This window comes from Variovorax sp. P4_B10 (assembly GCF_056402375.1).
In genome coordinates, this window is sequence record NZ_JBFUHN010000012.1 from 1 (window position 1) to 25648 (window position 25648).

Sequence of the window (25648 nt, forward strand, 5' to 3'; positions counted from 1 at the left end):
GCAATGCTCAACGCGCCCTCCTGACGTCGGCAGCGCCGCACTCGCTTCTAGCGCCGGCTCTCGGCAGCCACCGCACGCACGAGCCGCGTGGCGGGCGCCACCAGCTCGCGCAAGTCGCCGGCACGGTCCTGCTCGATGGCCTGCAGCACCAGTTCGTTGATGCCGCCGACCACCGTCATCGCCATTTCGCTCGTGAGGTGCGCTGCCGGGCCCTCCTCCGCGCCGCTGCTGTTGATCGCCACCTGGATGAAGTTGGCGATCTCGTCGTTGACGCGGCGCCGCGCCATCAGGCCCGGCATGCCCAGCCCCAGGATCTCGACAAAGAGGGTTCGCAGCAGTACCGGGTCCTGTGCCAGGTAGTCGAAGTACGCGGTCATCGCCTGCTCGACCTGCGCATGCCACGGCTGCGCCGGGTCGAAAGCCTCGCTCACCGCCTGCAGCGCGAGGTGGCTGGCGGTTTCGTACAGCGCGATCAGGCACTCGGTCTTGGTGCTGAAATGCTCGTAGAACGTGCGGCGCGAAACCGCGGCCTCGCGCACGATATCGGCAATGGTCGTGTCGGCGTAGCCTTTAGCCGCCACGGCCTGCGCCATGCCCTGGAGCAGACGGGCGTAGTGCTCGTTCGGCGGACCTTCGGCGGACTTGGGGGCGGCTGGTTTTTCGATGATGACGCTCATGAATGGCACATTTTCCTACGCCCCGGTACTTGACAGTACCAATCCTCGCTCACACCATGACGCATGCGGTACGGAGTTGTACCAATCTTTCGCCCCACGCCTTGCCCGAGGATTGTTTTCATGACCGAACTCGTTGTCCGCCGCCTTCTGATCGACCTGCAGTCGCCCTTTGCTCGCAACTGGTGTGGCGGCGATGCATTCTCGACCGCCTTCTTCAACGCCCTGTCGATGAGTTTCCCTTTCGGCGAGCAATTCTTCATCGACGCCGTGCGCGACGCGGTGGCCACGCTGCCACCCGAGGCAGAGGAAAGATACCGCGCCGACGTGCGTGGCTTCATCGGCCAGGAAGCCACGCACCGGCGCATCCACTCGCTCTTCAATGATCACCTCAGGAACCAGGGCCTGGTCGACGGCTGGACGGCGCGCGCCAGCAAGCGCATGGCCCTGATGGAGGAGGCCGACCCGCGCCACGCGCTGGCGGTCACGGCGGCCACCGAGCATTTCACGGCGATGTTCGCCGAGTGGTTGCTGGCCCGCCCCGAAATACTGCACGGCGCCGAGCCGCGCCTGCGCACCATGTGGCTGTGGCACAGCGCCGAAGAACTGGAGCACAAGTCCGTCGCCTTCGACATCTACAAGGCCACGGGCGGTTCGGACGAATGGCGCACGCGCTGGTTCCGCCGCGTGACGGTCATGTTCCTCGGCGACCTGATGCACCAGACCATCGACAACCTGCGCCACGAAAAGCAGCTGTGGAAGTGGGCAACCTGGAAGAGTGCCGTGCGCATCCTGTTGCGCCGCGACGGTCTGCTGCGCGGCAACCTGCGCGGCTGGCGCAGCTATCTGCGGGCCGACTTCCATCCGGCGCAGCAGGACAGCAGCCTCTCCACACGCTGGCTGGCCGATAACCGTTCGCAGTACACGCCTGTGGGCGCTGCGCCCGAAGCCGCTGCTGCGGCTCAGTAGAGGCCGGCGCGCTGCGAGTTGCCGCCGCTCGCCCGTTGCTGCTCGGGGCGCAGCGACAGGTCATGCAGGGTGTCGAAGTCCGACGGGGCATCGGGCACCCGCATCACCACCTCGAGTTCGTGCATCGAAGCGACCCAGCGGCCGGCGGCCGAATCGGACGGCTCGTCGTTGGCGAAAGTGCCGTCGCGGATGTAGAGGGTTTCGCCCTCGGGACGCTCGGCGTGAAGCTCGACCAGACGCGCGATCGAGAAGTTGTACGTCACGAGCTTCTCGCGCGTCTTTCTGTCCTTGCCACCGCAGTTGAAGGAGCCTTCCGCCGCAATGACGATGCAGGAGCCTTCCACGCCCCCGTCCATGTCGATCTCGTTGCCGGAACGCCAGATGGCGTTCGGCAGACGCACCCTCACCTTGTCGATCACCAGATCGCGCTGCTTGTTGAGGCTGCCCAGGGGCGGCACCAGCGAACGCAACTGCCGCAGGCGCTCTGCGAAGTTGTCGTCCATGAGGAATTCGACGTGGTGAGTGGCGCTGCCCGACGAGCGCTTGACCACCTGCATGACGACATGGCGTGGTTTGCTCATCGTTCGCCCCTCTCGCACGCGTCGAAACCCACGCCCAACGCGGGGCAGCCATGGCCTTGCTGGAATTGATTTGTCATCGGCTACAAGTTAGAACTTTTGAATGAATGCAATCACATGCATCAATTGTTTCTAACTGTATAACTATTGCGGCCGATATGGAAGGCAATCTGCGACATGACCGCACGGACTTGTCGCAAAAGCGTCGCACCGACGTGCTAACCGGAAGAGGCTTCCGACTGCTCCAGGGCTTCGTCGAGCGCCTTGCACGAAGGTGCGCAGACGGTTTGCGATTTGCCCAGCACCTGGCGTGTGCGCAACTGCGAGCGTACACGGTGCTTTCCGCACATGAAGCAGGACATGGTCGCCCCGCTGAAAGACGCCGACGCGCGAAACGGCGAACCCGGTGTCTTGGATTTGTAGCGCAGGCCGTCCGCCACCACTGCAGTCTTCACTTCACCCTTCGCCATTCGTCTTGTCCTTGTTCGTTTTGGCACTGCCCATGGCACGTGCAATGACTTCCCTGGCGCCGACTTCAGCTGCAAGGGAAGCGTCCAACGCCGAGCGGCAGAGCCCGGCGTGCTGGTAATTGAGGTTCTCGTACACCTCGGAAGCGGCCGGATAGGCATCGAGCAGGCGGCCCAGATCGGCGCCTGGCGCGACATCTTCGAACTCGTGCACCAGGTGCTCGACCACCGAGCGGTAKTGCTCGGCGCCGACCGGCACGGCACTGTGTTCGAGCCGTTCCAGCAGTTGAGCCAGCACCTGGGTCACTGCCAGATCGGTCTTGGGAGACGGATTGTGGGTCGTGGTCATGGTTTGCATCTGGGGGCAGCATACGCCTATGCAAGTGGCTGCTCGAACGGGGAAGCCCCCTCCTCGCCGGTTTTTTGCGCCGCCTGCATGCGCTGGAGCAGGCTGTGGAGCATTTCCGTCGACAGTCCGTGGATCACCAGCCGGTGCCCGGCACGCAGGGTCGACAGGGGTACCAGCGGATGCTTGTTGTTGACCAGGATCAGGTGCTCGGGTGCATTCAGGAGGGTGGCCGTATAGATGCCGATGGTTTCGTCCAGCTGCAACGAATTGGCCGCGCGCCAGAAATCGTTATCGGTCAGCATCAGCTGATAAAGCGGCGTGAACAGCTCGATCGCACTCTGCAGGTCGAGGAAATTGAGCCTGCCGTGGGGCATGTCTTCCAGTCGAAGCCCCGGCTCCTTGATCATCGAGAAATCGACCTTCTCGGCCTTGCAGAGCGCGAGCCCCTTCTCGCGCAGCGCCGTGTTGAGGCGGATCACGAAGTTGAAGAGGTTCAGGTCGTGCTTCAGGAACATCTCGTCCTTCAGCGCGTCGATGTCGGCCGGCTCCAGCGGGTTGGTGGACACAGGCGCCGGCGAATTGCGCCCGATGAAGGCCAGCACCTGCGAGCCCAGGTGAAAGTGCCGCAGGATCAGCCAGTTGGCCTCCGGCGACACGAAGCGGTTCAGCCCCCAGGCCAGGAAGCGGTGCAGCAGCATCGAATGCGACCAGTTGCGCGGCACGAACACCTTCACGATCTGGATCAGGATGATCGTCAGCCGCGCAATCGGCCGCAGGAACGGCAGCAGGTACTGCCGCGAGCCCGAGCTCGAATCGGCCAGCCACGCCGACTTGACGTTGTCGGGCAGCGGCGTGCTCTGGTCGAGGTAGAGCGCGAGCCACGGACTGGGGTCGCGCTCGTCGTGCCCCTGCGTCAGGAATTCAGGCGTTCGGCTCATTGGAAACTTCCGCCTGCGGCTGCGGTATTCGCCTTGGGGCGGCCCGGCGGCTCATGTGGCATTCGCTCCGTGATGTGCTGGAACTGCATCAGGTACAGCGCGGCGGTATGGCGCGCGGTGTCGATGATCTGGCGGGCTGCGCGGGCCTGCCCTTCCACGGCCATCACCATCTCGACCGCGGCGAGCCAGCGGTTCAGGTGGTTCTCGTCGTTGTGGCCGTGGTACTCGAGGAAGCGGAAGGCATCGGGCGGCAGCTTCAGGCTGGCCTTGATGAGCGGCAGCAGCGCCGGCACGATGCGCTGGCCCGTGCCCTCGATGATGTAGATCGCGCCCAGCAGGCCGATCGGGTCGCGCGTGGCGGCCAGGCCATGCAGGTAGGCGTTGAGTGCCTCGCCGCCGGGATTGCGGCGCAGGTCGTCGATCTGCGTGACGGTGCCGCCGGCCTTCCTGTAGTCGGTGAACAGGATGTTGAAGTCGTTCTGCTCCTCGCCGGCATGCACGCCGATCAACGAGGCCAGCATCTGGTATGGCTCGCTCAGCGAGGCCGCGCCTTCGCGCATCCAGAGGCTGCCCTCACGCACCTGCGGGACCCACTGCTCCATCCAGTTCAGGTAGTCGGGCAAGGCGAAGCGGCGCTCGCGGATCTGGCGGATCAGCGGCGTGCGCCAGACGCGGGAGCGGTAGTCGTGCCAGATGGCTGCCAGCTCGGTCAGCAAGGCGCCCAGGCCTTCAGGGGCGGCGGCTGGATCGTGCGGGGGCGCGATGACGAGATCGTCATCAGGCACCGCTGCAACAGCCGCGCGAGGCGCTGCCGCCGTCGACACCACGGCATCGGCCGCCTCGACTTCGAGCAGCATGTACGCCGCCATGAAGCGCCCCGACTCGGGCACGTAGCAGAAGATCTGTTCGCCGGGCTTCAACGTCCTGGTGTGAAGGAATTCGGCCAGCATGATCAGGATCGACGCCGCCCCCGTGTTGCCGCGCCACGCCAGGTTGCTCCACCAGCGCTCGCGCGGAATCGCAAGGTCGGCCTTGGTCATCAGGTCTTCGACCACCGGGATGAATTTTTCCGACGAGTAGTGGCACAGGAAGTGGTCGACCCGTTTCGGATCGACCCAGCCGTCGCGCACCAGTCCCGCGTATTCGTGGATGCCAATGTCGAACAGGTGCGGCAGCAGGCGAATGTCCTGCCGCAGCGACAGCGCGCCGGCGGCTTCGGCCTCGGCCCATGAACCGAAGTCGAGGTGACCCCGCGCGCGGTCTTCGGTCAGCCCCAGCTGCATGCAGACCGGGTAGTCGCCCGAGAACGCGCGCTGGTGCACCCATTTCAGCCGCAAGCGCAGCCCCGGGGCGCCGGCCAGTGCGGGCGTGCCATCGGACAGCAGCAGCGCACCCGCGCCATCGGACAGCATCCAGCGCAGGAAGTGTGAGTCGAAGTCGGTTTCATAGCCGCGCGCCGCAAACCGCGAGCGCTTGAAGAGCCGGGAAGGCATCTCGCTCGCCACCGCCATCGCGGTGCGGTGCGCCCCCAGCTCGATGCCTTGCGCGGCCGTCTGGATCGCCGAGACGCCGGCGGCACAGATGCCGTGGACCGAATGCGTTTCCATCGGCTGCGCCGCGAGCTCGCCCTGGATCATGTTGGCGAACCCCGGCATCAGCGTATCGCCGCCGGAAGAACCGCTGGTCAGCAGCGACACGCGCGACAGCTCCGCGCCGCCGCGCTGCAGGCAATCGCGGATCGCGCCGGCGGCCAGCTGCGCATTGGTGTGCCGCGTCACGCCTTCCGCGTCGATGGCGTAGTGCCGCGTGAGGATGCCGTTCTCCGCCAGGATGCGCCGCTTGATGCGCTCCGACATGCGGTTGAGCGGCGCGATGTACGCGTCCATGCGGTCGTTGGGAATGGGCTCGCCCGGCATGAAATAGCCGGCGCTTTCGAGGTAAACGCGTTGGAATGAAACGGGCATGGTTCAGTGGATGGAGGAATCGGGAGGCATCAGCGAGCGGCTGCGAAAACGCGGCCACACGGTCCCCAGCACGAACACGCGCACCATGTAGGGAACCAGCCCGCCCTCGTTGAGCACGGGATCGACCTGCGCGCGGTAGCGCGTGCGATGCAGGTGCGTGAGCTCGGACCAATGGGCATGCGGGTTCTCGTGATGTGCGGTGTGCAGGCCAATGTTGAACAACAACGGGTTCACCAGCCCTTCGAAATTGCGTGCGTAGTTCAGTCTGCCCCCGGGGGTATCGCGCAACGCTCCCTCTCGCGGCGTCTTCCGGCCGTCGGCGTGGGCGTGCTGCAGGTAGTTGGTCGCCAGCAGCCAGTGCAGGCCATGCAGTTGCGGCACGATCACGAACAGCAGCGCACGGCGCCAGTCGAGCGCGAGCAGCACGGCCCAGCAGCCCAGCCACACCGCGTACTGCGCCATGCAATAGCGCCAGGCGCCGCGCCGATGCTGCCGCAGCCGCGCAAGCCAGGTGGCAAACACCGGCGCCAGCACCCAGACGGCCTGAAACGGATGCAGCAGGTAGCCCCTCAGGTGGTTGGTGTCGCCGCCGAAGCGGTAGGTGCGCGCCACGTCCTTCGGGCCATGCCGATGGCGATGGTGGTTGGCCACGTGCGCAGGCCAGAACACGAAGGTGGGGTGCCCCTGCAGCAGCGTGATCCAGAAATCGGTCAGCCGGTTCATGCGCCGCCCGCGCCACATGCGCAGGTGCACATGGTTGTGGTGGATCACGCCGATGCCGAGCGTGAGGAAGAGCACCAGCGCATACAGCAGCAGGTTGAAGCCGTTCACCCATTGCCAGGCCGCCAGCGCAGGCAGCGCGATCAGGTACGCGACGCTTTGCCAGTCGCGCCAATGGCGCAGGCGCGGCGCGTCAGGCGGGCGTGACATGCTGCCCGGGCTGCCGCTGTTGCCGCTCCTGCTTCTCGCGGAAGGCCTGGAACTGCGGCTCGGCCGCATCCGCCGCGATGCGGGTCCTGAACAACCGGTCCATGAAGGTGAACTGGAAGCCGTAATTGCCGTTGTGGCAGGCATGGTGCAGGTGATGCCGGCGGCTCGCGGCAAACCAGTGGCTGTACGACACCCCGGTAAAGAAGTCGTAGTTCGAATGCCCGATGCAATTGAAGAACAGGCTGAACACCGGCACCGCTGCCAGCGACCAGAAGCTGAAGTCGTGCACCACCATCGGCAGCAGGATCACGTTGCCGAGCATCAGCGCCTCGATCGGGTGAAAGCTGTAGGTGGCCCACGGTGTGGTCACGAACGAACGGTGATGCGGCCCATGAAAGCGGCGCAGCAGCCGCGTATGCAGCAGGCGGTGGTTGATCCAGAAATGCACGTCGTTCCAGATCGCGAGCACGAGGATTTCAACGGCGATCTGGCGCCAGCCTGCGTCGGGGTCGAGCCGTGCCCAGCCCAATTGCAGCAGGCCCCACGGAAACACCATGCCGAGCCCGAAGATCAGCACCGAGACAGTCGACTGCCCCAGCTCGCGCCGCAGCTGTCCCGGCTGCAATGGCCGCGGATCGAGCACGCGCCCGATGCCCAGCGCCGGCAGCACCCGCTTCGTCAGCAGCCAGGTGATGGCGCCGAAGCCCAGGTAGATGCCGCCGAAAAAAAGCACGCCCCACAGCATGACCTGGAGGGCGGACAGTGAAATGAAGGTCTGCGCCATCCCCCGAGGCTACAACAGCATCTCGGGAACGATGGGTGCAATGAGCATGTTGTAGAACCGCTGGAAGAATCCCGACTCGGGTTCGGAGGTCAGGATCATTTCCTTCTCGCCGTCGTTGGTGAGCCACTGCAGCGTGCCGGTGTCCTTGGCCAGGCGCAGGCGGTAGGAGTTCTGCAGCTTGCTGATGTTGATGATGCGCAGCATCTCGCGCGCCAGCTGCGGGCTGTCGACCACCACGCCCATCTCCGTGTTCTGGCTGGCCGAACGGGGGTCGAGATTCATCGAGCCGATGAAGATGCGCGTCTTGTCGATGGCGGCGGTCTTGGCATGCAGCCGGCCGAGCGACTTGCCGAACATGCCGAAGCGCTCGCCCGCGCTGGTGCGCTGCGGACTCAGCTCGTACAGGTCGGCGCCGCTTTGCAGCAGCCGCTCGCGATAGCGCGCATAGCCGGTGTGCACCAAGGGCTCGTCGTTGGCGGCCAGCGAATTGGTCAGCAGCGTGAGCTTGACCTTGCGCTTGGCCAGGTCCTCGAAGGCGGCCATGCCGCGCTCGCCCGGCACGAGGTACGGCGAGGTCAGGTCGACCTCGGTCTTGGCGTCGAGCAGCAAGGCCCAGACCTTCATCGTCACGCTGGTGGAGATGGCCTCCTCGGCCGTCATGGTTTCGGGCTTGGTCGGCGGGTCGGCAATGGCGCGTGCCTCGCCCCACAGCAGGCCCATGCGGCCGCCGTCGAGTTCCTCGGCGATCGGGCCGTAGCCGAGAACGTCGGAGGGCGGCAGCACGATCTTCGGCGGCGCGGCGGCCATGCCGATCCAGTCGTCGAACTCGGCGCTGCCGGGCATTCGCCCCCCCTCGCCCTTCACGATGTCGGCAATAGGCCAGACCTGCACACTGTTCCAGTAAGCGTCGAAGATCGATTCGAGCTGCGGCACCACCTTGCCGACCACCAGCGCGTCCATGTCGATGAAATTCTGGGCTTCGCTCAGCACGAAATACTCGTCGGCGATGTTGCGCCCGCCCACCACCGCCATCACGCCGTCGGCAATGAACAGCTTGTTGTGCATGCGGTGGTTGAGCCGAGCGATCTCGAACGGCGAAGCCGCGAAGCGCGAGAGAAAACCGTTGCGGCCGCAGCAAAAGGGGTTGTAGAGCCGCACCTGCACATTGGGCGTCTCCGACAGCGCCAGCAGCAGTTGCTGGCTCTTGACGGTGTAGAGGTCGTCCACCAGCACCCGCACCTTCACGCCGCGCGCAGCGGCTTCGCGCAGCGTGCGCAGCAGCAGCCGCCCGACGGCATCGTTCTCGAGCTGGTAGTACTGCACCACCAGCGATTGCTGAGCCCGCTGCGCGAGCTGGATGCGCGCGTCGAGCGAGTACACACCGAGCGGCATCAGCCGGAAACCCGAATGCTCGCCCGGCGGCGTGGAAGCTGCGGCGATCTTGGCCAGCGCGGTCGACGGGTCGGCTACGGTCGCCTGCTCGGCAGGCCTCTCGCGCGCCGGCGGCAGCGAGCCGCAAGCGCCGAGCGCCGCCAGAAGGACGCCCGCAAGCGCCATGCGCAGAAATCGAGTCCAGGCGTTCATGATGGTCATTCCCTCGTTAGTCACTGTCATGAATACGCCGGCCGGGATGTACCGGTTTCATCCGCCCCCTCGGGAGGGGGCTCCGTCCTAGAATTCGCTTCATATACCTGTCCGGAGTTACATCATGGCCCGACCGATCCTCTCACGCATCGCCCTGATGACTGTCATTGCCGCCTTGGCCCCTTCCCCTTCCGCCTGGGCCGCTCTGGACATCGGCGACCCCGTGCCCAAATTCACCGCCAACGCTGCGCTGGGGGGCAAAACCTTCCGATATTCGCTGGCCGACGCGCTGGCCAAGGGCCCGGTGGTGTTGTACTTCTTTCCGGCCGCCGACTCCAACGACTGTTCGATCGAAGCCCACGCCTTCGCCGAGGCTGTCGATCAGTTCGCGGCGATGGGCGCCAGCGTGATCGGTGTCTCGGCCGACGACATCGACACCTTGTCGAAGTTCTCGGTCAAGTCCTGCCAGAGCCGCTTTCCGGTAGCCTCGGACGAAGCCAAGACCGTGATCCAGGGCTTCGATGCGCTGATGCAGACCCGGCCGGACTTCGCCAACCGGCTTTCGTACGTGATCGCACCGAACGGCAAGGTGGCCTATTACTACCAGAACCTGAATCCGGACAAGCATGTGGAGCGCATGCTGAATGCAGTGCGGGCGCTGCCGAAGGCCACAGYGGCGAAGTAAGGCGAACCGGCCCGGGTGCCACGGGTTTGGCGTGCTTCGCGCAAAATCCGCCCATGCAACTCAACTACATCGCCAACGCGGACGTCCCCTCCTCCTCCGGTCGCACCCTCCCGGTCATCGACCCGTCCGACGGTCAGGCTTTCGACGAAATCCAGCGCAGCAATGCCGCCGACATCGACGCCGCCGTTCGCGCCGCGCGCGACTGCTTCGAGGGTGTCTGGCACAAGGTCAGCGCCGCTGACCGCGGCCGCCTGCTCTACAAGCTCTCCCAGAAGATCGCCGCGCATGTCGACGAGCTCGCGCTGATCGAGCAGCGCGACTGCGGCAAGCCCGTGAAGCAGGCGCGCGCCGATGCGGTCGCGCTGGTGCGCTACTTCGAGTTCTATGCCGGCGCCTGCGACAAGCTGCACGGCGAAACCATCCCCTACCAGGACGGCTACAGCGTCTTCACCTGGCGCGAGCCGCACGGCGTCACCGGCCACATCATTCCCTGGAACTACCCGATGCAGATCTTCGGGCGCAGCGTGGGCGGTGCGCTGGCGGCGGGCAATGTGTGCGTGGTGAAGCCGGCCGAAGACGCCTGCCTTTCGCTGATCCGCGTGGCGCAGCTCGCGGCCGAGGTCGGCTTTCCGGCCGGCGCGCTCAATATCGTGACGGGCTACGGCCACGAAGTGGGCGACGCGCTCGCGCGGCACGAAGGCATCGACCACATCAGCTTCACCGGCAGCCCGAAGATCGGCACGCTGATCCAGCAGGTGGCGGCCGAACGGCACTGCCCGGTCACGCTCGAACTGGGCGGCAAGAGCCCCCAGATCATCTTTGCCGATGCCGATCTCGATGCGGCCATTCCGGTGGTCATCAACGCGATCGTGCAGAACGCCGGCCAGACCTGCTCGGCCGGCTCGCGCGTGCTGGTCCAGCGCGACATCTACGAGCCGCTGCTCGAGCGCCTCGGCCATGCCTTCGAAGCCCTGCGCGTCGGYCCCGCGGCGATGGACCTCGATGTCGGCCCGCTGATCCGCCAGACGCAACAGCAGCGCGTGTGGGACTTTTTGAGCGATGCGCAACATGCCGGCATTCCGATGGTGGCGCAAGGCATCGTCGTCGACGAAGCGCCCGAAACCGGCTTCTACCAGGCCCCCACCCTGCTGCGCGACGTGCCGGTGAACCACCGTCTCGCGCAGGAAGAGGTGTTCGGCCCGGTGCTCGCCGCCATGCAGTTCGCCGACGAAGACGAGGCGGTGGCGCTCGCCAACGCTACGCAGTTCGGCCTCGTCGCCGGCGTGTGGACGGCCGATGGCTCGCGCCAGTTCCGCATGGCCAAGCGCGTGCGCAGCGGCCAGGTGTTCATCAACAACTACGGTGCAGGTGGCGGCGTCGAGCTGCCCTTCGGCGGCGTCAAATCCTCGGGCTACGGCCGCGAAAAGGGCTTCGAGGCGCTGTATGGCTTCACCACGCTGAAAACCGTCGCCGTCAAGCACGGCTGAAGCCGAACACCGGCCCGCACCGGGCTCAGCCCAGCGCGGTGTCCAGCAGCATCATGAGCACGAAGCCGATCATCAGTCCGCTGGTGGCGAAGGCTTCGTGCCCTTTACGGTGCGACTCGGGAATGATCTCGTGGCTGATCACGAACAGCATCGCGCCCGCTGCAAAGCCCAACCCCCAAGGCAGCAGCAGCGCCGAATGGCCGACCACTGCGGCGCCCAGCACCGCGCCCAGCGGCTCGACCAGCCCCGACGCCATGCCGATCGCCACCGCGAACCAGCGCCGATAGCCGGCCGCCAGCAGCGCCACCGCGACCACCAGGCCCTCAGGCACGTCCTGGATCGCAATGCCGGTGGCCAGCGCGTCGGCACGCAGCCCGTTGTCGGCCGCGTAGCCGACGCCGATGGCCAGGCCTTCGGGCACGTTGTGCAGCGCAATCGCGAACACGAAGAGCCAGGTGCGGCGCAATTGCTTGGCCGACTGCCCCTCGCGCCCCTTGATGAAGTGCTCGTGCGGCAACACGCGGTCCATCGCCATGAGCACGATGCCGCCCAGCAGAATGGCCGCACCGATCACGCCACCCGCCGCCCAGTCGCCGCCGCCGAAGACGCCCACGGATCTGGCGGCCTCGAGGCCGGGGATGATCAGCGAGAAGGCACAGGCCGCCAGCATCACGCCGGCGCCGAAGCCGAACAGCGTGTCCTGCAGGCGCTCGGGCAGTTTCTGCGAGAACACCACCGGCAGCGTGCCGAGCGCCGTCGCCAGCGCGGCCACCGAGCCGCCGAGCAAGGCGTTCCACACGACAGGGTCGGCCCGCACGAACTGCCAGAACTGTGCCACCAGCGCCAGGGCGCCAGCAGCGACGATCACGAGTCCGATCCACTCGCGCACCGAACGAACGGCCTTCGGCCGCGCCCTGGCGACCGTGCCCTGCTGCTGTTGTGGCTCGTCGTTCATGGGCAGGCTCCCCGGCGGCCGCCTGCCACGGCGTAGCCCGGGGCCACCTCGGCCGAGTTCGCCACGTTGTGGAAGGCCGCCTTGAAGGCATCGAAGGCATGAGGCAAGGCTGGCAGGGTGTGCGGCACGGTTCGGAAGCTCCCAGGTTGGAAGGAGCCCTTTGCGTCGTCGACGTGCTGCGTATTCAGGCATTCAAATGATAATAATTCTCATTGACTCGGTCAAGACATACTCGGCCACGATGCCGCAAACAAGCCAGATGCCAGCGCTCCCGCGATCGGCCCGATACACTGCCTCGCGTCCCATGAAAGGCTTCGCACCGATGAGACTGCAACGCATCCTGCCCTTCGTGCTGCTGTTCGGCGCCGGCATCGCCAGTGCCCAGCTCGCCACCCCGCCGGCCGGCGAATACATCTACGAGAGCGGCGGCGGATCGCTCCGCGTCAAGCCCGACGGCCACTTCGACATCACCACCATCGGCTCGAACGCCCACACCTGCGCACTCGACGGCTCCATCGTGCGCGGCAAGGCCAAGATCGACGACACCCGCTGCGTGGTGAACTTCATCCTCAAGGCCGGCACGGTCGAGGTCGGCACCAACGGCTCGGACGAGTGCCGCCAAAGCTGCGGCATGCGCGCCTCTTTCGAAGGCACGTACACCAAGCCCAGCCCGGCCTGCACCGACAAGGCCGTGACGGCCTCGCGCAAGACCTTCAAGCACCTGTACGACGCCAAGGACTACGCGGCCGCCCGGACCACCCTCGCCCCCGTGCTCGGCGATTGCGACAAGACGCTCGACTGGATCACCAAGGGCTGGATCCGCAACGACCTGGCGCTGTCGCAATGGAGAGGCGGCGACCGCGCAGCCTGCCTCAAGACCCTGCAGCCGCTGGCCGACGATGCCGCCAAGACCGACGACGGCATCAAGGAGAGCTACCCGCCGGCCGACGCCGACATCTTCCTGCCCGTGGTCCGCGCGACCCGCACGAACCTGAAGCTCTGCCGGGGGTAGCCCCGCACCCGAAAACCCCAGGCGGCGCCAAGACCGTCATGCCGACTTTCCATCAACGACAGGACGGAGACAACACCATGAAGTTCTTGAAGCGCACCCTGCGCACGGCCGTGCTCGGCCTGAGCCTTGCCATTCCCCTGCTGGCCGCCGCGCAGTCGCTGCCGACCACCACGCCGGAGCGGGTCGGGCTCTCGACCGAGCGCCTGCAGATGCTCACCGACCTGCTCAAGGCCGACGTGGCCGCCGGCAAGATCCCGGGCGCGGTGCTGCTGGTGGCGCGACAGGGCAAGGTGGCCTGGTTCGAGCCGGTCGGCCAGCTCAATCCCGCCGCCGGCACGCCGATGCAGCGCGACGGCATCTTCCGCATCTACTCGATGAGCAAGCCCATCACCTCGGTCGCCGCGATGATGCTGGTCGAGGACGGGCGCCTGAAGCTTGACGACCCGATCTCGACCTACCTCCCCGAGTACGCCAGCATGACGGTCGGCGTCGAGAAGCCCGGGGCCGACGGCAAGCCAGTGCTCGAGACCGTGCCGGCGCGCCGCCCGATCACCGTGCAGGACCTGATGCGCCACACCTCCGGCCTGACCTACGGCTTCTTCGGGCCGGGCCTGGTCAAGCAGGCCTACAACGCGGCCGGCCTGGGCGCCAACGATCCGACCAATGCCGAGTTCTCGCAGCGGCTCGCCAAGCTCCCGCTGGCCTACCAGCCCGGCACGACCTGGGACTACAGCCAGTCGACCGACATCCTCGGCCGCGTGATCGAGGTGGTGTCGGGCCAGTCGCTCTACCAGTTCGAGAAGGCGCGCCTGTTCGACCCGCTGGGCATGAACGACACCACCTACTACGTGCCCGAGCCGGCGCGCCAGCCGCGCATTGCCGAGCCGCTGCCCACCGACCGCAGCTTCGGCGTGGGCGCCGACCTGAACGATCCGCGCATCGCGCGCAAGCTCGAATCGGGCGGCGGCGGGCTGGTGTCGACAGCCAGCGACTACGCGCGCTTCTTGCAGATGCTGCTCAACGGCGGCTCGCTCGACGGCAAGCGCTACCTCGGCCCGCGCACCATCGCGCTGATGACCGCCGATCATTCCAACGCCGGCGCCGGCATCGTGCCCGGTCCGCTCTACCTGCCGGGCCCGGGCTACGGCTTCGGGCTGGGCTTCGCGGTGCGCCGCAACGACGGCGAGGCGCCCCACCCGTCGGCCGGCGGCGAATACAACTGGGGCGGCGCGGGCGGCACCTACATGTGGGTCGACCCGAAGAACGAGATGTTCGTCGTGCTGATGCTGCAGTCGCCCAAATACCGGACACATTACAGAACATTGACCCGGGACATGATTTATGCGGCGGTGATCAAGTAGCCTGCGGTTCATAGGCCCTTGGGCCGTGGCGCAAAATCGGAACCCGCCCATGAAGAACAGCAGCAGTACCGTCATTCCGATCTCCGAGATCGGCCGCGCACGACCCGCCGTGGCCCTGCCGGAGATCGCCGTGCCCGCCACGGGGATGCTGCGCGACCGCCTGGGCCGTCCGATGACCGACCTGCGCATCAGCGTGACCGACCGCTGCAACTTCCGCTGCAGCTACTGCATGCCGAAGGACGTGTTCGACAAGGACTACAAGTACCTGCCGCACAGCGCGCTGCTGAGCTTCGAGGAAATGACGCGCCTGGCGCGCCTGTTCGCAGCGCACGGCGTGCGCAAGATCCGCCTCACCGGCGGCGAGCCGCTGCTGCGCAAGAACATCGAGGGGTTGATCGAACAGCTCGCCGACATCCGCACGCCCGACGGCCGGCCGCTGGCCCTCACCCTCACCACCAACGGCTCGCTGCTCGCACGCAAGGCCGCCGCGCTCAAGGCCGCCGGCCTGCAGCGCGTGACGGTGAGCCTCGACAGCCTGGACGACGCGGTGTTCCGCCACATGAACGACGTCGATTTTCCGGTGGCCGACGTGCTGGCCGGCATCGATGCGGCGCAGGCCGCGGGCCTGGGCCCGATCAAGGTCAACATGGTGGTCAAGCGCGGCACCAACGAGCAGGAGATCCTGCCGATGGCGCGCTACTTCCGCAAACACCACGGTGGCAGCGTGGTGCTGCGCTTCATCGAATACATGGACGTGGGCGCTACCAACGGCTGGCGCATGGACGAAGTGCTGCCCTCGGCCGACGTCATCGCGCGCATCGCGGATGAATTCCCGCTGGTGCCGCTCGAAGCCGCCACGCCCGGCGAAACGGCCCAGCGCTGGGCTTATGCCGACGGCGGCGGCGAGATCGGCGTGATCAGCAGCGTGACCCAGGCCTTCTGCCACGACTGCAGCCGCGCGCGCCTGTCGACCGAAGGCAAGCTGTACCTCTGCCTTTTCGCCAGCGCCGGCCACGACCTGCGGCCGTTGCTGCGCGGCACCGCCAGCGACGAAGAAATCACCTCCGCCATCGGCCACATCTGGCAGGGCCGGGCCGACCGGTATTCCGAACTGCGCGCACTGCGCGGGCCCGACCACGCCGACCGCGGCGATGCCAACGACAAGGCGCCACGCCGCGTCGAGATGAGCTACATCGGCGGATGACGCGGGCCGCTGCCATGCCCGTGCATGCCGCCATCGCCCCTGCCGACATCACGGGCCTGCTGCTGGCCGGCGGACTCGGTTCGCGCATGGGCGGCGTCGACAAGGGCTTGCAGAACTTCAACGGCCAACCGCTCGCGATGCACGCGGTACGGCGGCTGGCCTCGCAGGTCGACCGGGTGATGATCAACGCCAACCGGAACTTCGCCGCCTACGAAGCCTTCGGCGTTCCGGTCTGGGCCGACAGCCTGTCGGACTATCCGGGGCCGCTCGCGGGCTTTCTGACCGGACTGGAGCATTGCGCCACGCCCTATCTGCTCACCGTGCCCTGCGACACGCCGCTCTTCCCGCTCGATCTTGCGGCCCGCCTGTCCGAAGCGCTGGCGGCCGACGATGCGGAGATCGCGATGGTCTGCGCCCCTGAAGCCGAAGGCGATGCCGCCCCGGCGCTGCGCCCCCAGCCGGTGTTCTGCCTGCTGCGCACCAGCCTGCGCGAAAGCCTGCTGCACTTCACCACAGCCGGCGGCCGCAAGGTCCAGGCGTGGACGGCCCGGCACCGCACCGTGCTCGTCCCCTTCGACCGGGCCGGCGATGCGCCCGGCGCCTTCTTCAACGCCAACACCCTGGCCGAACTGCAAGCACTCGAGAACCGATGAGCCGCATCGCCGACATCGCCGCCACCCTCGCGGGTTATGACGCCGACGCGCTGGGCGTCGACGCCGCCCAGGCCTTCCTGGCCCAGCTGGTCGCGCCGCTCGTCGTCACGCAGCGCGAAAGCGTTTCGCTGCGCGATGCGCTGGGCCGGGTGCTGGCCGAGGACATTGTCTCGCCCGTCAGCGTGCCGCCGCACGACAACTCGGCGATGGACGGCTTTGCCTTCGACGGCGCGATCCTGCCGGCCGACGCTCCCATCGATCGCTCCGTCAAGCTGCGCGTCGTGGGCACAGCCCTTGCCGGTGCGGCCTGGCGCGGCGCCCTGTCTGCCGGCGATGCGGTGCGCATCATGACCGGTGCGATGATGCCGGCCGGCCTCGATACCGTGATCCCGCAGGAGTTCTGCAAGGTCGACGGCGACTGCGTGAGCTTCCCGGCCAGGGTGCTGCACCGCGGCGACAACCGCCGCTTGACGGGCGAGGACCTGATGAAGGGCCAGCCCGCCCTGCGGCGCGGCGAACGCCTCTCGCCCGCCGCACTCGGCATGGTCGCGAGCCTGGGCCTGCCGGGCGTGCCCGCGATGCGACGGCTGCGCGTTGCCTACTTCTCGACCGGCGACGAAATCCTGAGCCTCGGCGAGCCGCCGCGCGAAGGTGCGGTGTACGACAGCAACCGCTACACCGTGTTCGGCCTGCTCACGCGGCTGGGCTGCGAGGTGATCGACCTCGGCCTGGTGCAGGACGACCCCGCCACGCTGGCAGCGGCGCTGCAGCGCGCGGCACGCGAGGCCGATGCCATCGTCACCAGCGGCGGCGTCAGCGCCGGCGCGGCCGACCACACGCGCGAGGTGATGCAGCAACTCGGCGACATGGCCTTCTGGCGCGTCGCGATGCGTCCCGGCCGGCCGCTGGCCGTGGGCTTGATTCCGCGCGATGCGTCACCGCAGGCAGGCCCGGCCGTGCTGTTCGGCCTGCCGGGCAATCCGGTGGCCGTGATGGTCACCTTCCTCGCTTTCGTACGGCCCGCCCTGCTGCGCATGATGGGCTGCCACGACGCGGCCTCGGCCCCGCCGCCACTGCTGCGCGCACGCAGCGTCGGCCCCATTCGCAAGAAGCCCGGCCGCACCGAATACCAGCGCGGTTTCGTCAAGGCCGTGGCGGGCTCATTGCCCGAGGTCTGCATCGCGAGCAACCAGGGTTCGGGCGTGCTGAGCTCGATGGTGGAAGCCAACGGGCTCGTGGTGCTGCATCACGACCAGGGTCACATCGCGGCCGGCGAGGAAGTCGATGTAATGGTATTCGACGGCGTCATCTAGCCGGGCGTCAGATCCGCCCCAGGGCCTTGTCCACGCCCTTGTTGGCGAGCATGTCGGCCCGTTCGTTGCCCGGGTCGCCCGAGTGGCCCTTGACCCAGCGCCATTCGATCTCGTGGCCGCCCTCGGCCACCAGCTTGTCGAGCCGCTGCCAGAGTTCGACGTTCTTCACCGGCTGCTTGGTCGAGGTGCGCCAGCCCTTGGCCTTCCAGCCGCGGATCCACTCGGTGATGCCCATGCGCACGTACTGGCTGTCGAGGTAGAGCAGCACCTTGCAGGGCCGCTTGAGCGCGGCCAGGCCCTCGATCACGGCGGTCAGCTCCATGCGGTTGTTGGTGGTGTTGAGTTCGCCGCCGAACATTTCCTTTTCGGTGGCGCCCGACTTGAGCCATGCGCCCCAGCCGCCCGGCCCGGGGTTGCCCTTGCATGCACCATCGGTGTAGATCACGACTTCGTTCAAGCTTTCTTTTCCTTCTTCTTTCAATTCAATCCGTTTGATCCGGCAGGTGCCGATGCACCTTGCCCGCGATCGACACCGGCGCGGTAGCCCGCGCCGCAGCGCGGCGCCAGTCTGCGCTCAAGAGGCGCATGCCGCGCACCCGCTTGACCGCCACCAGGAAATACGCCGCGCCGAAGATAGGCCACCAGCGTTCGCCGGCGCYGTCCATCCATCGGCAGCGTTCGAGCCAGGCTTCGCTGCGCACCGCGGGCCGGTAGACACCGAAGCGCCCCGACTCCACCTCGAAACTCAAGAGCCGCAGCCAGTCGCGCATGCGCCAGTAGCCGATGAACTCCCCGCCTTCCGGCAGGAACAGGTCGCCGACCCCGAGCTTCCGATACAGATGCGCGCGGCGCTGCCGCATGCCCCAGAGGCTCGCCGGGTTGAGCCCGCAGATCACCACGCGGCCCTCGGGCACCAGAACCCGCTCGACCTCGCGCAGTGTCGCGTGCGGGTCGGGACTGAGTTCCAGCGCATGCGGCATCACTACCAGGTCGAGGCTGTTGGCCGCGAATGGCAGCGCCGCAAAGTCGGTCAGGAGCGTGGCCTTGGCGGGCCGCGTTGGGTCGGTCAGGGCCAGCCAGCGGTGCGGCATGCGGTTGGCGCGCAGGCCGTCCACCTCGGCCGCGCCGAGCTGCAGCGCGTGGTAGCCGAACACGTCGGCCACCGCCTGGTCGAACTGGGCCTGCTCCCACGCCAGGAGGTAGCGGCCCGGGGGGGTCGCGAACCAATCCTGCAAACCTATAATTTGACCGCTCATGACCCTCGTTCCGCTGCCCGCCTTCGCCGACAACTACATCTGGATGCTGCACGACGGGTCCAACGCCATCGTCGTGGATCCGGGCGACGCCCAACCGGTGTTCGACGCGCTGGCGCGCCACAAGCTGCAGCTGGCCGCGATTCTAGTCACGCACCATCACCCCGATCACACGGGCGGCGTGGCCGCGCTGCACGCCGCCACGGGCGCGGCGGTGCATGGCCCCGCCCGCGAGCGTATTCCCCAACCGTTCACGCCGTATTCGCAAGGCGATATTGCCGAAGCGCTCGGCCTGCGCTTCGAGGTCATCGATGTACCGGGCCACACGGCCGGCCACATCGCCTACTTCCTGCCCGCCGGCGAAGGCCGCGCGCCGCTGCTCTTCTGCGGCGACACGCTGTTCTCCGGCGGCTGCGGCCGCCTCTTCGAGGGCACGCCGGCACAGATGCTGGCCTCGCTCGATGCGCTCGCTGCGCTGCCGGGCGACACCCGCGTCTGCTGTGCGCACGAATACACACTTGCTAACCTGCGTTTCGCCCAGGCGGTGGAACCCGGCAATGCCGATCTGACTCACTACAACGCGCGCTGCGAAAGCCTGCGCGCACAGGGGCAGCCCACGCTGCCCTCGCAACTGGCAACAGAGCGCCTGATCAACCCCTTTCTTCGCAGCCGCGAAGCCACTGTCCTTCGAGCGGTGCGTGACCATGCCGAGCTTTTCGCCGATGCGGCCGAAGCCGATGTGTTTGCCGCATTGCGCCAATGGAAAAACGACTTCCGATGAAATTTATCGCTGCCACCTGCCTTGCAGGTTCTCTGATGCTCGCAGGCTGCGCGGCACCGACCGACAATTCCTCGTCTTCTTCCAGCACTTCCCCCAAGACCGGCACCACCGCCGGCGGCACCGGCCCCAGGGCCGCACCGGTCTACCCGCGTGACGCCTTGTCGCCCCTGTCCAGCAGCGAGGCCCGTTCCCAGAGCGTGGTCACGCTGGCACCGCCGACCGACATGTGGGACCGCATCCGCCGCGGCTTCAAGATGCCCAACCTCGAGAGCGACCTGGTGCGCGACCGCGAGCAGTGGTATGCCAGCCGGCCGGACTACATCCAGCGCATGACCGAGCGCTCGAACAAGTACATGTTCCACATCGTCGAGGAACTCGAGCGGCGCAACATGCCGACCGAGCTCGCGCTGCTGCCGTACATCGAGAGCGCGTTCAACCCGCAGGCCGTCTCCAGCGCACGCGCAGCCGGCATGTGGCAGTTCATGCCGGCCACCGGCACCGACTTCGACCTGAAGCAGAACATCTTCCGCGACGACCGCCGCGATGTGGTGGCCTCCACCCGCGCCGCACTCGACTACCTGCAGAAGCTCTATGGCATGTTCGGCGACTGGCAGCTCGCGCTCGCCGCCTACAACTGGGGCGAAGGCAGCGTGAGCCGCGCCATCGCCAAGAACCAGCGCCTGGGCCTGCCCACCACCTACAGCGACCTCTCGATGCCGGCCGAAACGCGGCTCTACGTGCCCAAGCTGCAGGCGGTAAAGAACATCGTTGCCAATCCGCAGGCCTTCAATGCCGATCTGCCTCTGATCGCCAACCACCCCTACTTCCAGACCGTCACGCTCACGCGCGACCTCGACGTGGAACTGGCGGCCAAGCTGGCCGACGTGCGCATCGAGGACTTCCGCGCCCTCAACCCCGCCGCGCACAAGCCGGTGCTGATTGCCGCGGGCACGCCGCAGATCCTGCTGCCCTGGGACAACGCGGCCGTGTTCCAGCGCAACTTCGACGCCTACTCGCAAGGCCAGTACGCCAGCTGGACGGCCTGGGTCGTGCCCAACACCATGACGGTGGCCGATGCCGCCCAGCGCGCGGGCATGAGCGAAGCCGATCTGCGCGCACTCAACAACGTGCCGCCGCGCATGCTTATCAAGACCGGCTCGACGCTCATCGTGCCGCGTGGTGCCCGCGTCAAGGAAGACGTCGCCGCGGTGGTGGCCGACGGCGGCCACCTGAGCTTCCAGCCCGAAATCGTCAATCGCCGCACCACGGTCAGGGCCGGACGCAACGACAGCGTTGCAAGCATCGCGCGCCGCTACAACCTGAAGCCCACCAACGTGGCCGAATGGAACGACGTGGCGCCCAACCATGCATTCAAGCGTGGCTACAGCGTGGTGGTGTACCTGCCGGTTCGCGCAACGCCTGCGGCCCATGTCGGCTCCGGCGCTGCGTCGGCACGCGGCCGTGGTGCAGTCACCGCCACGTCGAAGCGCGGCAGCGCGCCCGCCAAGGCCTCCGTGGTCCGGGGCAAGAACATCGTCAAGGTGCCGGCCGGCCCGCAGGTCGTGCACGAGAAGCGCGGCGGTACGCCGTCGAAGAAGAAGCGCTGAGCCTCTTCAACGCGCCGGGGCGGCCCACGCCCGGCGGCGCACCACGGCTTCGAGCGTGGCCACGGCGATCATCACCACCGTGGTGAGCGTGCCCACCACCAGCACCGACAGGTGCGACGCGAAGGCTGCCAGCGCCGCGAGCAGGATCAGCCCGTAGAGGTGCGACTGCGGCAGGAAGCCGCGCACCACCCGCTTGAACAGCGCATTGCCGAAGAGGTAGATGGCCGGGCCGCCCAGCAGCGGCCCGAGGTACTTGAGCTCGGCATGGTGCGAGCCCTCCCCGATCACCAGTTCGTCGGCCACGGCCGAGACGATGATGCCGGCCACCAGGATCACGTGCGTGTAGTGGAAGTTAGCGCCCATGCGGCCCGGGTCCTTCGAATGCTCGATCGCGTGCGTGGCCTCCTTGGCGCTGGTGTCGAAGTACATCCACCACATCGCCAGGCTGCCCGCGAATCCCACGAGCAGCGCATACACGTCGATCAAGTGCCACTCGGCGTGATGGCCGAACGCGATGCCGCTGGCCAGGATGGACTCGCCCAGCGCCACGATCACGAAGAGCTGGCAGCGCTCGGCCAGATGGCCGCCGTCGATGGTCCACTCCGCGGTCGACGAGCGGCCGAGCCCCGGAAAGATCAGCCCGACCATCGGCGCGACGTATTCGCACAGCACGCCGACGGACCAGAGCCCGAGCCGCACAGGCCCTTCGGCAAGGCCACCCGCAACCCAGAACACGGCCGCCACGCAGTTCCATGCCAGCAGGCGCCGGAAGTTCGGCGCCAGTTCGCTCTTGGAGCCGACCGCGATCAGCATGCAGAAGCTGCGCCCCACCTGGATGGCCGCGAAGCATGAAGCGAACACCAGCCCGCGCTCGGCAAACGCGCCCGGCAGCGCCGACGCCATCACCATGGCCAGCAGCATCACGCCGAACAGCATGCCTCGGATGCGGAGCGACCCTGGGTTGAACCAGTTGGTGGCCCAGGCGGTGTATTGCCATCCGAGCCAGACGGCGAACCACATCACCAGCGTCTGCAGCGCGCCCAGCAGGCTCAGGTGGTCCAGCAGGTAGTGCGACAGCTGCGTGACCGAGAACGCATAGACCAGGTCGAAGAACAGCTCTTCGTTCGAGACCCTGGCGGCCTCGCTGCGCGATCGCAAGGTCGATGGTTGTTCATTCTTCTCGCTCGGCATGACCTCTCCCCTTTCTTCCGGGCAGCTAGAGTTTTTCGGTTTCTCCGCTGCGTGGCTGCCACTTCATGAGGCGCTTCTCGATCAGCCCGACAAGCCCGTCGAGCAGCAGCGCGAAGGCCGTCAGCACGACGATGCCGGCAAAGACGGTGTTGACGTCGAACGTCCCCTCTGCCTGAAGTATCAGGTAGCCCACCCCGCGCGCCGAGCCCAGGTACTCGCCCACCACCGCGCCGACGAAGGCCAGCCCCACCGAGGTGTGCAGGCTCGAGAACACCCAACTGGTGGCACTGGGCAGGTACACGGTGCGCAGCAGCTGCCGCTGGTTGGCACCCAGCATCTTCGCGTTGGCCAGCACCACCGGGCTCACTTCGCGCACGCCCTGGTAGACGTTGAAGAACACGATGAAGAACACCAGCGTGACGGCCAACGCCACCTTGCTCCAGATGCCAAGGCCGAACCACAGCGCGAAGATCGGCGCCAGGATCACGCGGGGCATCGAGTTGGCGGCCTTGATGTAGGGGTCGAGGATCAGGCTCGCCGTGGGCGCCAGCGCCAGCCAGAGCCCGCAGGCCAGGCCGAGCACGGTACCGATGCCGAAGGCCAGCACCGTTTCGAGCAGCGTGGTGCCCAGGTGCCGGTAGATGTCGGCATTGCCCTTCAGCCCTTCGGGAAACAGCAGGTTCGGCGGCACCTCGACCGGCAGGAACCAGCTCCAGATGCGGCCCGCCACCTGGATCGGCTCGCCGAGAAAAAAGGCGATCTGCTGGTTGCGCGACGCCACATGCCAGCCCACAAGGATGATCGCCAGCAGCACCAACTGCCAGAAGCGCGCATTGCGTTCGTCGAGTCGGAGGTTCATCTCAGGCCGCCTTCTTCAGTTGTTGCGCGTAGCCCTTGAGCACCTCGTCGCGCAGCACTTCCCAGATCTGGGTGTGCAGTTCGACGAAGCGCGGCTGCGTGCGCACCTCGGCCACATCGCGCGGGCGCGCGAGGTCGATGGCGAATTCGCCGATGGGGTGCGTCGCCGGGCCGGCCGACAGCACCACCACGCGGTCGCTCATCGCAATGGCTTCGTCGAGGTCGTGCGTGATGAACAGCACCGCCTTCTTCTTTGCGCTCCACAGGTCGAGCACCTCGTTTTCCATCAGCTGCCGTGTCTGGACGTCGAGCGCGCTGAAGGGCTCGTCCATGAGGATGATGTCGGGGTCGAGCACCAGCGTCTGCGCCAGCGCCACGCGCTTGCGCATGCCGCCGGAGAGCTGGTGCGGATAGCGATCACCGAAACCCGAGAGGCCCACGCGCGAGAGCCAGGCCTCGGCCTGCTTGCGCGCCTCGGCGTCCGGCACGCCGCGGTACTGCAGCCCCACCATCACGTTGTCGATGGCGCTGCGCCACGGCATCAGCGCCTCGGTCTGGAACATGTAGCCGGCGCGCGCATTGACGCCCGCGAGCGTCTGACCGAAGACCTTGATCGCGCCCGACGAAGGTTCGAGCAGCCCGGCGCCCACATTCAGCAATGTCGACTTGCCGCATCCCGTGGGCCCCACCACCGACACGAACTCTCCGGCACGGATACGCAGCGTGGTGTCCGCCACCGCGGTGTAGCGCTGGCCCGGATCGTCCTTCGAGTGGAAGGTGCAACTGATGGAGAGAAGTTCGAGTGCGTAGTCGGACATGTCTGGCAGGGATTCTGGCATCGGCCGCCACAATAAAAAACCCGGCCGAAGCCGGGTCGCGGGACGTTCGGAGTCAGGCTTTGAACCTGTCTTTCGCGCGCCTTGCAAAATCGTTGGTGTAGGTCCTGGCAAGATCGATCTTGTCGGCCTTCACGGAAGTGTCGAAGCTCGCGATGGCCGTGAGCGCCGTCTTGGGGCCCTCGGCCGGCACGAGGCCGTCGGTGGCGATCGATTCGCGCACCTTGTCGAAAGAAGCAAGGTACAGCGCCCGGTCGCCGAGCAGGTAGGTCTCGGGCACCGTCTTGATGATGTCGCCCGGCCCGGCCGTCTGCAGCCACTTGAGGCCGTGCACGATGGCGTTGGCCAGCGCCTGGCAGGTGTTGGGGTTCTTCTGGATGAAGTCGATCGGCGCATAGAGGCAGGCCGCGGGCATCGGCCCGCCGAACACCTGCTGCGTGCCCTTGAGCGTGCGCGTGTCGCTGATGATCTTCACGTCGCCCTTCTGCTCGAGCATCGTCATCACCGGGTCGGTGTTGCTGATGGCATCGATCTGACCCGAACGCAGTGCCGTGAGCGCACCGGCCGCGACGCCCACGCCGATGAAGCTCACATCGCTGGCCTTGAGCCCGCCGCGCGAGAGCACGAGGTTGGCCACCATGTTGGTCGACGAGCCCGGTGCCGAGACACCGATCTTCTTGCCCTTCAGGTCGGCAATGCCGGTGTAGCCCGCCATGTTCCTGGTCGACACGCCCACCGCGATCTGCGGCGCGCGGCCCTGCAGCACGAAGGCCTGGAAGAACTGGTTCTTCGCCTGCAGGTTGATGGTGTGTTCGTAGGCACCGGAGCACACGTCGGCCGAACCGCCCACCACGGCCTGCAGCGCACGCGCGCCGCCGGCGAAATCGGAGATCTCTACCTCGAGCCCTTCGGCCTTGAAGTAGCCGAGCTGTTCGGAGATGGTGAGGGGCAGGTAGTAGAACGCGGCCTTGCCGCCGACTGCGATGGAAACCTTTGTCTTTTCCAGCTTGGCTTGCGCAAAAACCCGTGGCAGCGCAATCGTTGCGGCAGCGACTGCGGAGGCGGTGATGAGGGTTCTGCGATGAAGCATGAAGCGGATCCTGCGGGCTCTTCGATTCTTGTGAGGTGAATCGAGCTTAGGGGTGCGCCCCTGTTGCCTGCATCGGGGTCATCCCGTGCGGGTTTCCACGTAAGCACGAAGGCCACCGCGGGGCT

27 protein-coding genes are annotated in these 25648 nt (G+C 66.9%); 10 read left to right on the plus strand and 17 right to left on the minus strand.

What is annotated here, in order from left to right:
- Positions 1-47: 47 nt before the first annotated feature.
- Positions 48-677 carry a TetR/AcrR family transcriptional regulator gene (locus tag AC1DXX_RS08180; protein WP_478133678.1) on the minus strand — a complete coding sequence of 210 codons (630 nt, stop codon included), beginning with the start codon at positions 675-677 and terminating at the stop codon, positions 48-50.
- A gap of 120 nt (positions 678-797) precedes the next feature.
- Here AC1DXX_RS08180 and AC1DXX_RS08185 point away from each other — a divergent pair, with 120 nt between their 5' ends.
- A complete protein-coding gene (locus AC1DXX_RS08185) occupies positions 798-1643 on the plus strand; it encodes a metal-dependent hydrolase (RefSeq protein ID WP_478133679.1) in 846 nt (281 codons plus the stop codon).
- On the opposite strand, the gene AC1DXX_RS08190 is transcribed toward AC1DXX_RS08185, so the two are convergent.
- The 8 genes from AC1DXX_RS08190 to AC1DXX_RS08225 all read right to left on the minus strand — a co-directional run bounded on the left by AC1DXX_RS08190 (position 1637) and on the right by AC1DXX_RS08225 (position 9237).
- Entirely contained in the window at positions 1637-2224 is a 588-nt protein-coding gene (locus tag AC1DXX_RS08190) for a hypothetical protein (RefSeq protein WP_478133680.1), read from the minus strand. The genes AC1DXX_RS08185 and AC1DXX_RS08190 overlap by 7 nt on opposite strands.
- Before the next feature lie 215 nt (positions 2225-2439).
- Entirely contained in the window at positions 2440-2691 is a 252-nt protein-coding gene (locus tag AC1DXX_RS08195; protein WP_206173785.1) for a hypothetical protein, read from the minus strand.
- On the minus strand, positions 2678-3037 hold the full coding sequence (locus AC1DXX_RS08200; RefSeq protein WP_478133681.1) for a hypothetical protein: 360 nt from the start codon (positions 3035-3037) through the stop codon (positions 2678-2680). Before AC1DXX_RS08200 ends, AC1DXX_RS08195 begins: the two co-directional genes overlap by 14 nt.
- A 26-nt stretch (positions 3038-3063) precedes the next feature.
- A complete protein-coding gene (locus AC1DXX_RS08205; protein ID WP_478133682.1) occupies positions 3064-3975 on the minus strand; it encodes a DUF6999 family protein in 912 nt (303 codons plus the stop codon).
- On the minus strand, positions 3972-5939 hold the full coding sequence (locus tag AC1DXX_RS08210; RefSeq protein ID WP_478133683.1) for an iron-containing redox enzyme family protein: 1968 nt from the start codon (positions 5937-5939) through the stop codon (positions 3972-3974). The genes AC1DXX_RS08205 and AC1DXX_RS08210 overlap by 4 nt, the downstream gene beginning before the upstream one ends.
- 3 nt (positions 5940-5942) lie before the next feature.
- On the minus strand, positions 5943-6869 hold the full coding sequence (locus AC1DXX_RS08215; RefSeq protein ID WP_478133684.1) for a fatty acid desaturase: 927 nt from the start codon (positions 6867-6869) through the stop codon (positions 5943-5945).
- Positions 6853-7653 (minus strand): sterol desaturase family protein, encoded by an 801-nt coding sequence (locus tag AC1DXX_RS08220; RefSeq protein WP_478133685.1) that lies wholly within the window; start codon positions 7651-7653, stop codon positions 6853-6855. The genes AC1DXX_RS08215 and AC1DXX_RS08220 overlap by 17 nt, the downstream gene beginning before the upstream one ends.
- A gap of 9 nt (positions 7654-7662) precedes the next feature.
- The gene (locus AC1DXX_RS08225; RefSeq protein WP_478133686.1) at positions 7663-9237 is read right to left on the minus strand and encodes a phospholipase D-like domain-containing protein; all 1575 of its coding nucleotides are present in this window, start codon (positions 9235-9237) and stop codon (positions 7663-7665) included.
- 124 nt (positions 9238-9361) lie between these two features.
- Here AC1DXX_RS08225 and AC1DXX_RS08230 point away from each other — a divergent pair, with 124 nt between their 5' ends.
- Both AC1DXX_RS08230 and AC1DXX_RS08235 read left to right on the plus strand, forming a co-directional pair.
- Positions 9362-9922 (plus strand): peroxiredoxin, encoded by a 561-nt coding sequence (locus tag AC1DXX_RS08230; RefSeq protein ID WP_478133687.1) that lies wholly within the window; start codon positions 9362-9364, stop codon positions 9920-9922.
- Between the two features lie 53 nt (positions 9923-9975).
- Positions 9976-11409, plus strand: coding sequence for an aldehyde dehydrogenase family protein (locus AC1DXX_RS08235; RefSeq protein ID WP_478133688.1), 1434 nt, complete (start codon positions 9976-9978; stop codon positions 11407-11409).
- 25 nt (positions 11410-11434) lie between these two features.
- Here the strand turns inward: AC1DXX_RS08235 and AC1DXX_RS08240 are convergent, their stop codons facing one another.
- Entirely contained in the window at positions 11435-12364 is a 930-nt protein-coding gene (locus tag AC1DXX_RS08240) for a ZIP family metal transporter (RefSeq protein WP_478133689.1), read from the minus strand.
- Positions 12361-12492 (minus strand): hypothetical protein, encoded by a 132-nt coding sequence (locus AC1DXX_RS08245; protein ID WP_478133690.1) that lies wholly within the window; start codon positions 12490-12492, stop codon positions 12361-12363. Before AC1DXX_RS08245 ends, AC1DXX_RS08240 begins: the two co-directional genes overlap by 4 nt.
- Before the next feature lie 194 nt (positions 12493-12686).
- Between AC1DXX_RS08245 and AC1DXX_RS08250 the strand changes: the two genes are divergently transcribed.
- From AC1DXX_RS08250 to moeA, 5 genes are all read left to right on the plus strand, one after another.
- Positions 12687-13376 carry a hypothetical protein gene (locus AC1DXX_RS08250; RefSeq protein ID WP_478133691.1) on the plus strand — a complete coding sequence of 230 codons (690 nt, stop codon included), beginning with the start codon at positions 12687-12689 and terminating at the stop codon, positions 13374-13376.
- A gap of 77 nt (positions 13377-13453) precedes the next feature.
- Positions 13454-14737, plus strand: a complete 1284-nt coding sequence (locus AC1DXX_RS08255; protein WP_478133692.1) for a serine hydrolase domain-containing protein — start codon at positions 13454-13456, stop codon at positions 14735-14737.
- Positions 14738-14786: 49 nt separating this feature from the next.
- Positions 14787-15941, plus strand: coding sequence for a GTP 3',8-cyclase MoaA (gene moaA / locus AC1DXX_RS08260; protein WP_478133693.1), 1155 nt, complete (start codon positions 14787-14789; stop codon positions 15939-15941).
- Entirely contained in the window at positions 15938-16594 is a 657-nt protein-coding gene (gene mobA, locus AC1DXX_RS08265; RefSeq protein ID WP_478133694.1) for a molybdenum cofactor guanylyltransferase MobA, read from the plus strand. Before moaA ends, mobA begins: the two co-directional genes overlap by 4 nt.
- Positions 16591-17907, plus strand: coding sequence for a molybdopterin molybdotransferase MoeA (gene moeA / locus AC1DXX_RS08270; RefSeq protein ID WP_478133695.1), 1317 nt, complete (start codon positions 16591-16593; stop codon positions 17905-17907). The genes mobA and moeA overlap by 4 nt, the downstream gene beginning before the upstream one ends.
- Positions 17908-17914: 7 nt before the next feature.
- Here the strand turns inward: moeA and rnhA are convergent, their stop codons facing one another.
- A complete protein-coding gene (gene rnhA, locus AC1DXX_RS08275; protein WP_478133696.1) occupies positions 17915-18364 on the minus strand; it encodes a ribonuclease HI in 450 nt (149 codons plus the stop codon).
- A gap of 25 nt (positions 18365-18389) precedes the next feature.
- Entirely contained in the window at positions 18390-19163 is a 774-nt protein-coding gene (locus tag AC1DXX_RS08280; protein ID WP_478133697.1) for a class I SAM-dependent methyltransferase, read from the minus strand.
- Here AC1DXX_RS08280 and gloB point away from each other — a divergent pair.
- Both gloB and AC1DXX_RS08290 read left to right on the plus strand, forming a co-directional pair.
- Positions 19162-19941 carry a hydroxyacylglutathione hydrolase gene (gene gloB, locus AC1DXX_RS08285; protein WP_478133698.1) on the plus strand — a complete coding sequence of 260 codons (780 nt, stop codon included), beginning with the start codon at positions 19162-19164 and terminating at the stop codon, positions 19939-19941. The genes AC1DXX_RS08280 and gloB overlap by 2 nt on opposite strands.
- Positions 19938-21548 carry a transglycosylase SLT domain-containing protein gene (locus AC1DXX_RS08290; RefSeq protein WP_478133699.1) on the plus strand — a complete coding sequence of 537 codons (1611 nt, stop codon included), beginning with the start codon at positions 19938-19940 and terminating at the stop codon, positions 21546-21548. Before gloB ends, AC1DXX_RS08290 begins: the two co-directional genes overlap by 4 nt.
- 6 nt (positions 21549-21554) lie before the next feature.
- Here the strand turns inward: AC1DXX_RS08290 and AC1DXX_RS08295 are convergent, their stop codons facing one another.
- From AC1DXX_RS08295 to AC1DXX_RS08310, 4 genes are all read right to left on the minus strand, one after another.
- Positions 21555-22739: a low temperature requirement protein A gene (locus AC1DXX_RS08295; RefSeq protein ID WP_478133700.1), complete on the minus strand. Its 1185-nt coding sequence runs from the start codon at positions 22737-22739 to the stop codon at positions 21555-21557.
- A 25-nt stretch (positions 22740-22764) separates the two neighbouring features.
- The gene (locus tag AC1DXX_RS08300; protein ID WP_478133701.1) at positions 22765-23598 is read right to left on the minus strand and encodes an ABC transporter permease; all 834 of its coding nucleotides are present in this window, start codon (positions 23596-23598) and stop codon (positions 22765-22767) included.
- Between the two features lies 1 nt (position 23599).
- Positions 23600-24415, minus strand: a complete 816-nt coding sequence (locus AC1DXX_RS08305) for an ABC transporter ATP-binding protein (RefSeq protein WP_478133702.1) — start codon at positions 24413-24415, stop codon at positions 23600-23602.
- Positions 24416-24488: 73 nt separating this feature from the next.
- Entirely contained in the window at positions 24489-25523 is a 1035-nt protein-coding gene (locus AC1DXX_RS08310) for an ABC transporter substrate-binding protein (RefSeq protein WP_478133703.1), read from the minus strand.
- Between the last annotated feature and the right edge of the window lie 125 nt (positions 25524-25648).

Bases quoted from the DNA above. Each gene is read 5' to 3' on its own strand.
- AC1DXX_RS08295 (WP_478133700.1), bottom strand. From the start codon at position 22,739: ATGCCGAGCGAGAAGAATGAACAACCATCGACCTTGCGATCGCGCAGC.
- mobA (WP_478133694.1), top strand. From the start codon at position 15,938: ATGACGCGGGCCGCTGCCATGCCCGTGCATGCCGCCATCGCCCCTGCC.
- gloB (WP_478133698.1), top strand. From the start codon at position 19,162: ATGACCCTCGTTCCGCTGCCCGCCTTCGCCGACAACTACATCTGGATG.
- AC1DXX_RS08255 (WP_478133692.1), top strand. From the start codon at position 13,454: ATGAAGTTCTTGAAGCGCACCCTGCGCACGGCCGTGCTCGGCCTGAGC.
- AC1DXX_RS08215 (WP_478133684.1), bottom strand. From the start codon at position 6,869: ATGTCACGCCCGCCTGACGCGCCGCGCCTGCGCCATTGGCGCGACTGG.
- AC1DXX_RS08305 (WP_478133702.1), bottom strand. From the start codon at position 24,415: ATGTCCGACTACGCACTCGAACTTCTCTCCATCAGTTGCACCTTCCAC.
- moaA (WP_478133693.1), top strand. From the start codon at position 14,787: ATGAAGAACAGCAGCAGTACCGTCATTCCGATCTCCGAGATCGGCCGC.
- AC1DXX_RS08185 (WP_478133679.1), top strand. From the start codon at position 798: ATGACCGAACTCGTTGTCCGCCGCCTTCTGATCGACCTGCAGTCGCCC.
- AC1DXX_RS08300 (WP_478133701.1), bottom strand. From the start codon at position 23,598: ATGAACCTCCGACTCGACGAACGCAATGCGCGCTTCTGGCAGTTGGTG.
- AC1DXX_RS08250 (WP_478133691.1), top strand. From the start codon at position 12,687: ATGAGACTGCAACGCATCCTGCCCTTCGTGCTGCTGTTCGGCGCCGGC.
- AC1DXX_RS08195 (WP_206173785.1), bottom strand. From the start codon at position 2,691: ATGGCGAAGGGTGAAGTGAAGACTGCAGTGGTGGCGGACGGCCTGCGC.
- AC1DXX_RS08220 (WP_478133685.1), bottom strand. From the start codon at position 7,653: ATGGCGCAGACCTTCATTTCACTGTCCGCCCTCCAGGTCATGCTGTGG.
- moeA (WP_478133695.1), top strand. From the start codon at position 16,591: ATGAGCCGCATCGCCGACATCGCCGCCACCCTCGCGGGTTATGACGCC.
- AC1DXX_RS08205 (WP_478133682.1), bottom strand. From the start codon at position 3,975: ATGAGCCGAACGCCTGAATTCCTGACGCAGGGGCACGACGAGCGCGAC.
- AC1DXX_RS08190 (WP_478133680.1), bottom strand. From the start codon at position 2,224: ATGAGCAAACCACGCCATGTCGTCATGCAGGTGGTCAAGCGCTCGTCG.
- AC1DXX_RS08240 (WP_478133689.1), bottom strand. From the start codon at position 12,364: ATGAACGACGAGCCACAACAGCAGCAGGGCACGGTCGCCAGGGCGCGG.
- AC1DXX_RS08310 (WP_478133703.1), bottom strand. From the start codon at position 25,523: ATGCTTCATCGCAGAACCCTCATCACCGCCTCCGCAGTCGCTGCCGCA.
- AC1DXX_RS08210 (WP_478133683.1), bottom strand. From the start codon at position 5,939: ATGCCCGTTTCATTCCAACGCGTTTACCTCGAAAGCGCCGGCTATTTC.
- AC1DXX_RS08180 (WP_478133678.1), bottom strand. From the start codon at position 677: ATGAGCGTCATCATCGAAAAACCAGCCGCCCCCAAGTCCGCCGAAGGT.
- AC1DXX_RS08225 (WP_478133686.1), bottom strand. From the start codon at position 9,237: ATGAACGCCTGGACTCGATTTCTGCGCATGGCGCTTGCGGGCGTCCTT.
- AC1DXX_RS08290 (WP_478133699.1), top strand. From the start codon at position 19,938: ATGAAATTTATCGCTGCCACCTGCCTTGCAGGTTCTCTGATGCTCGCA.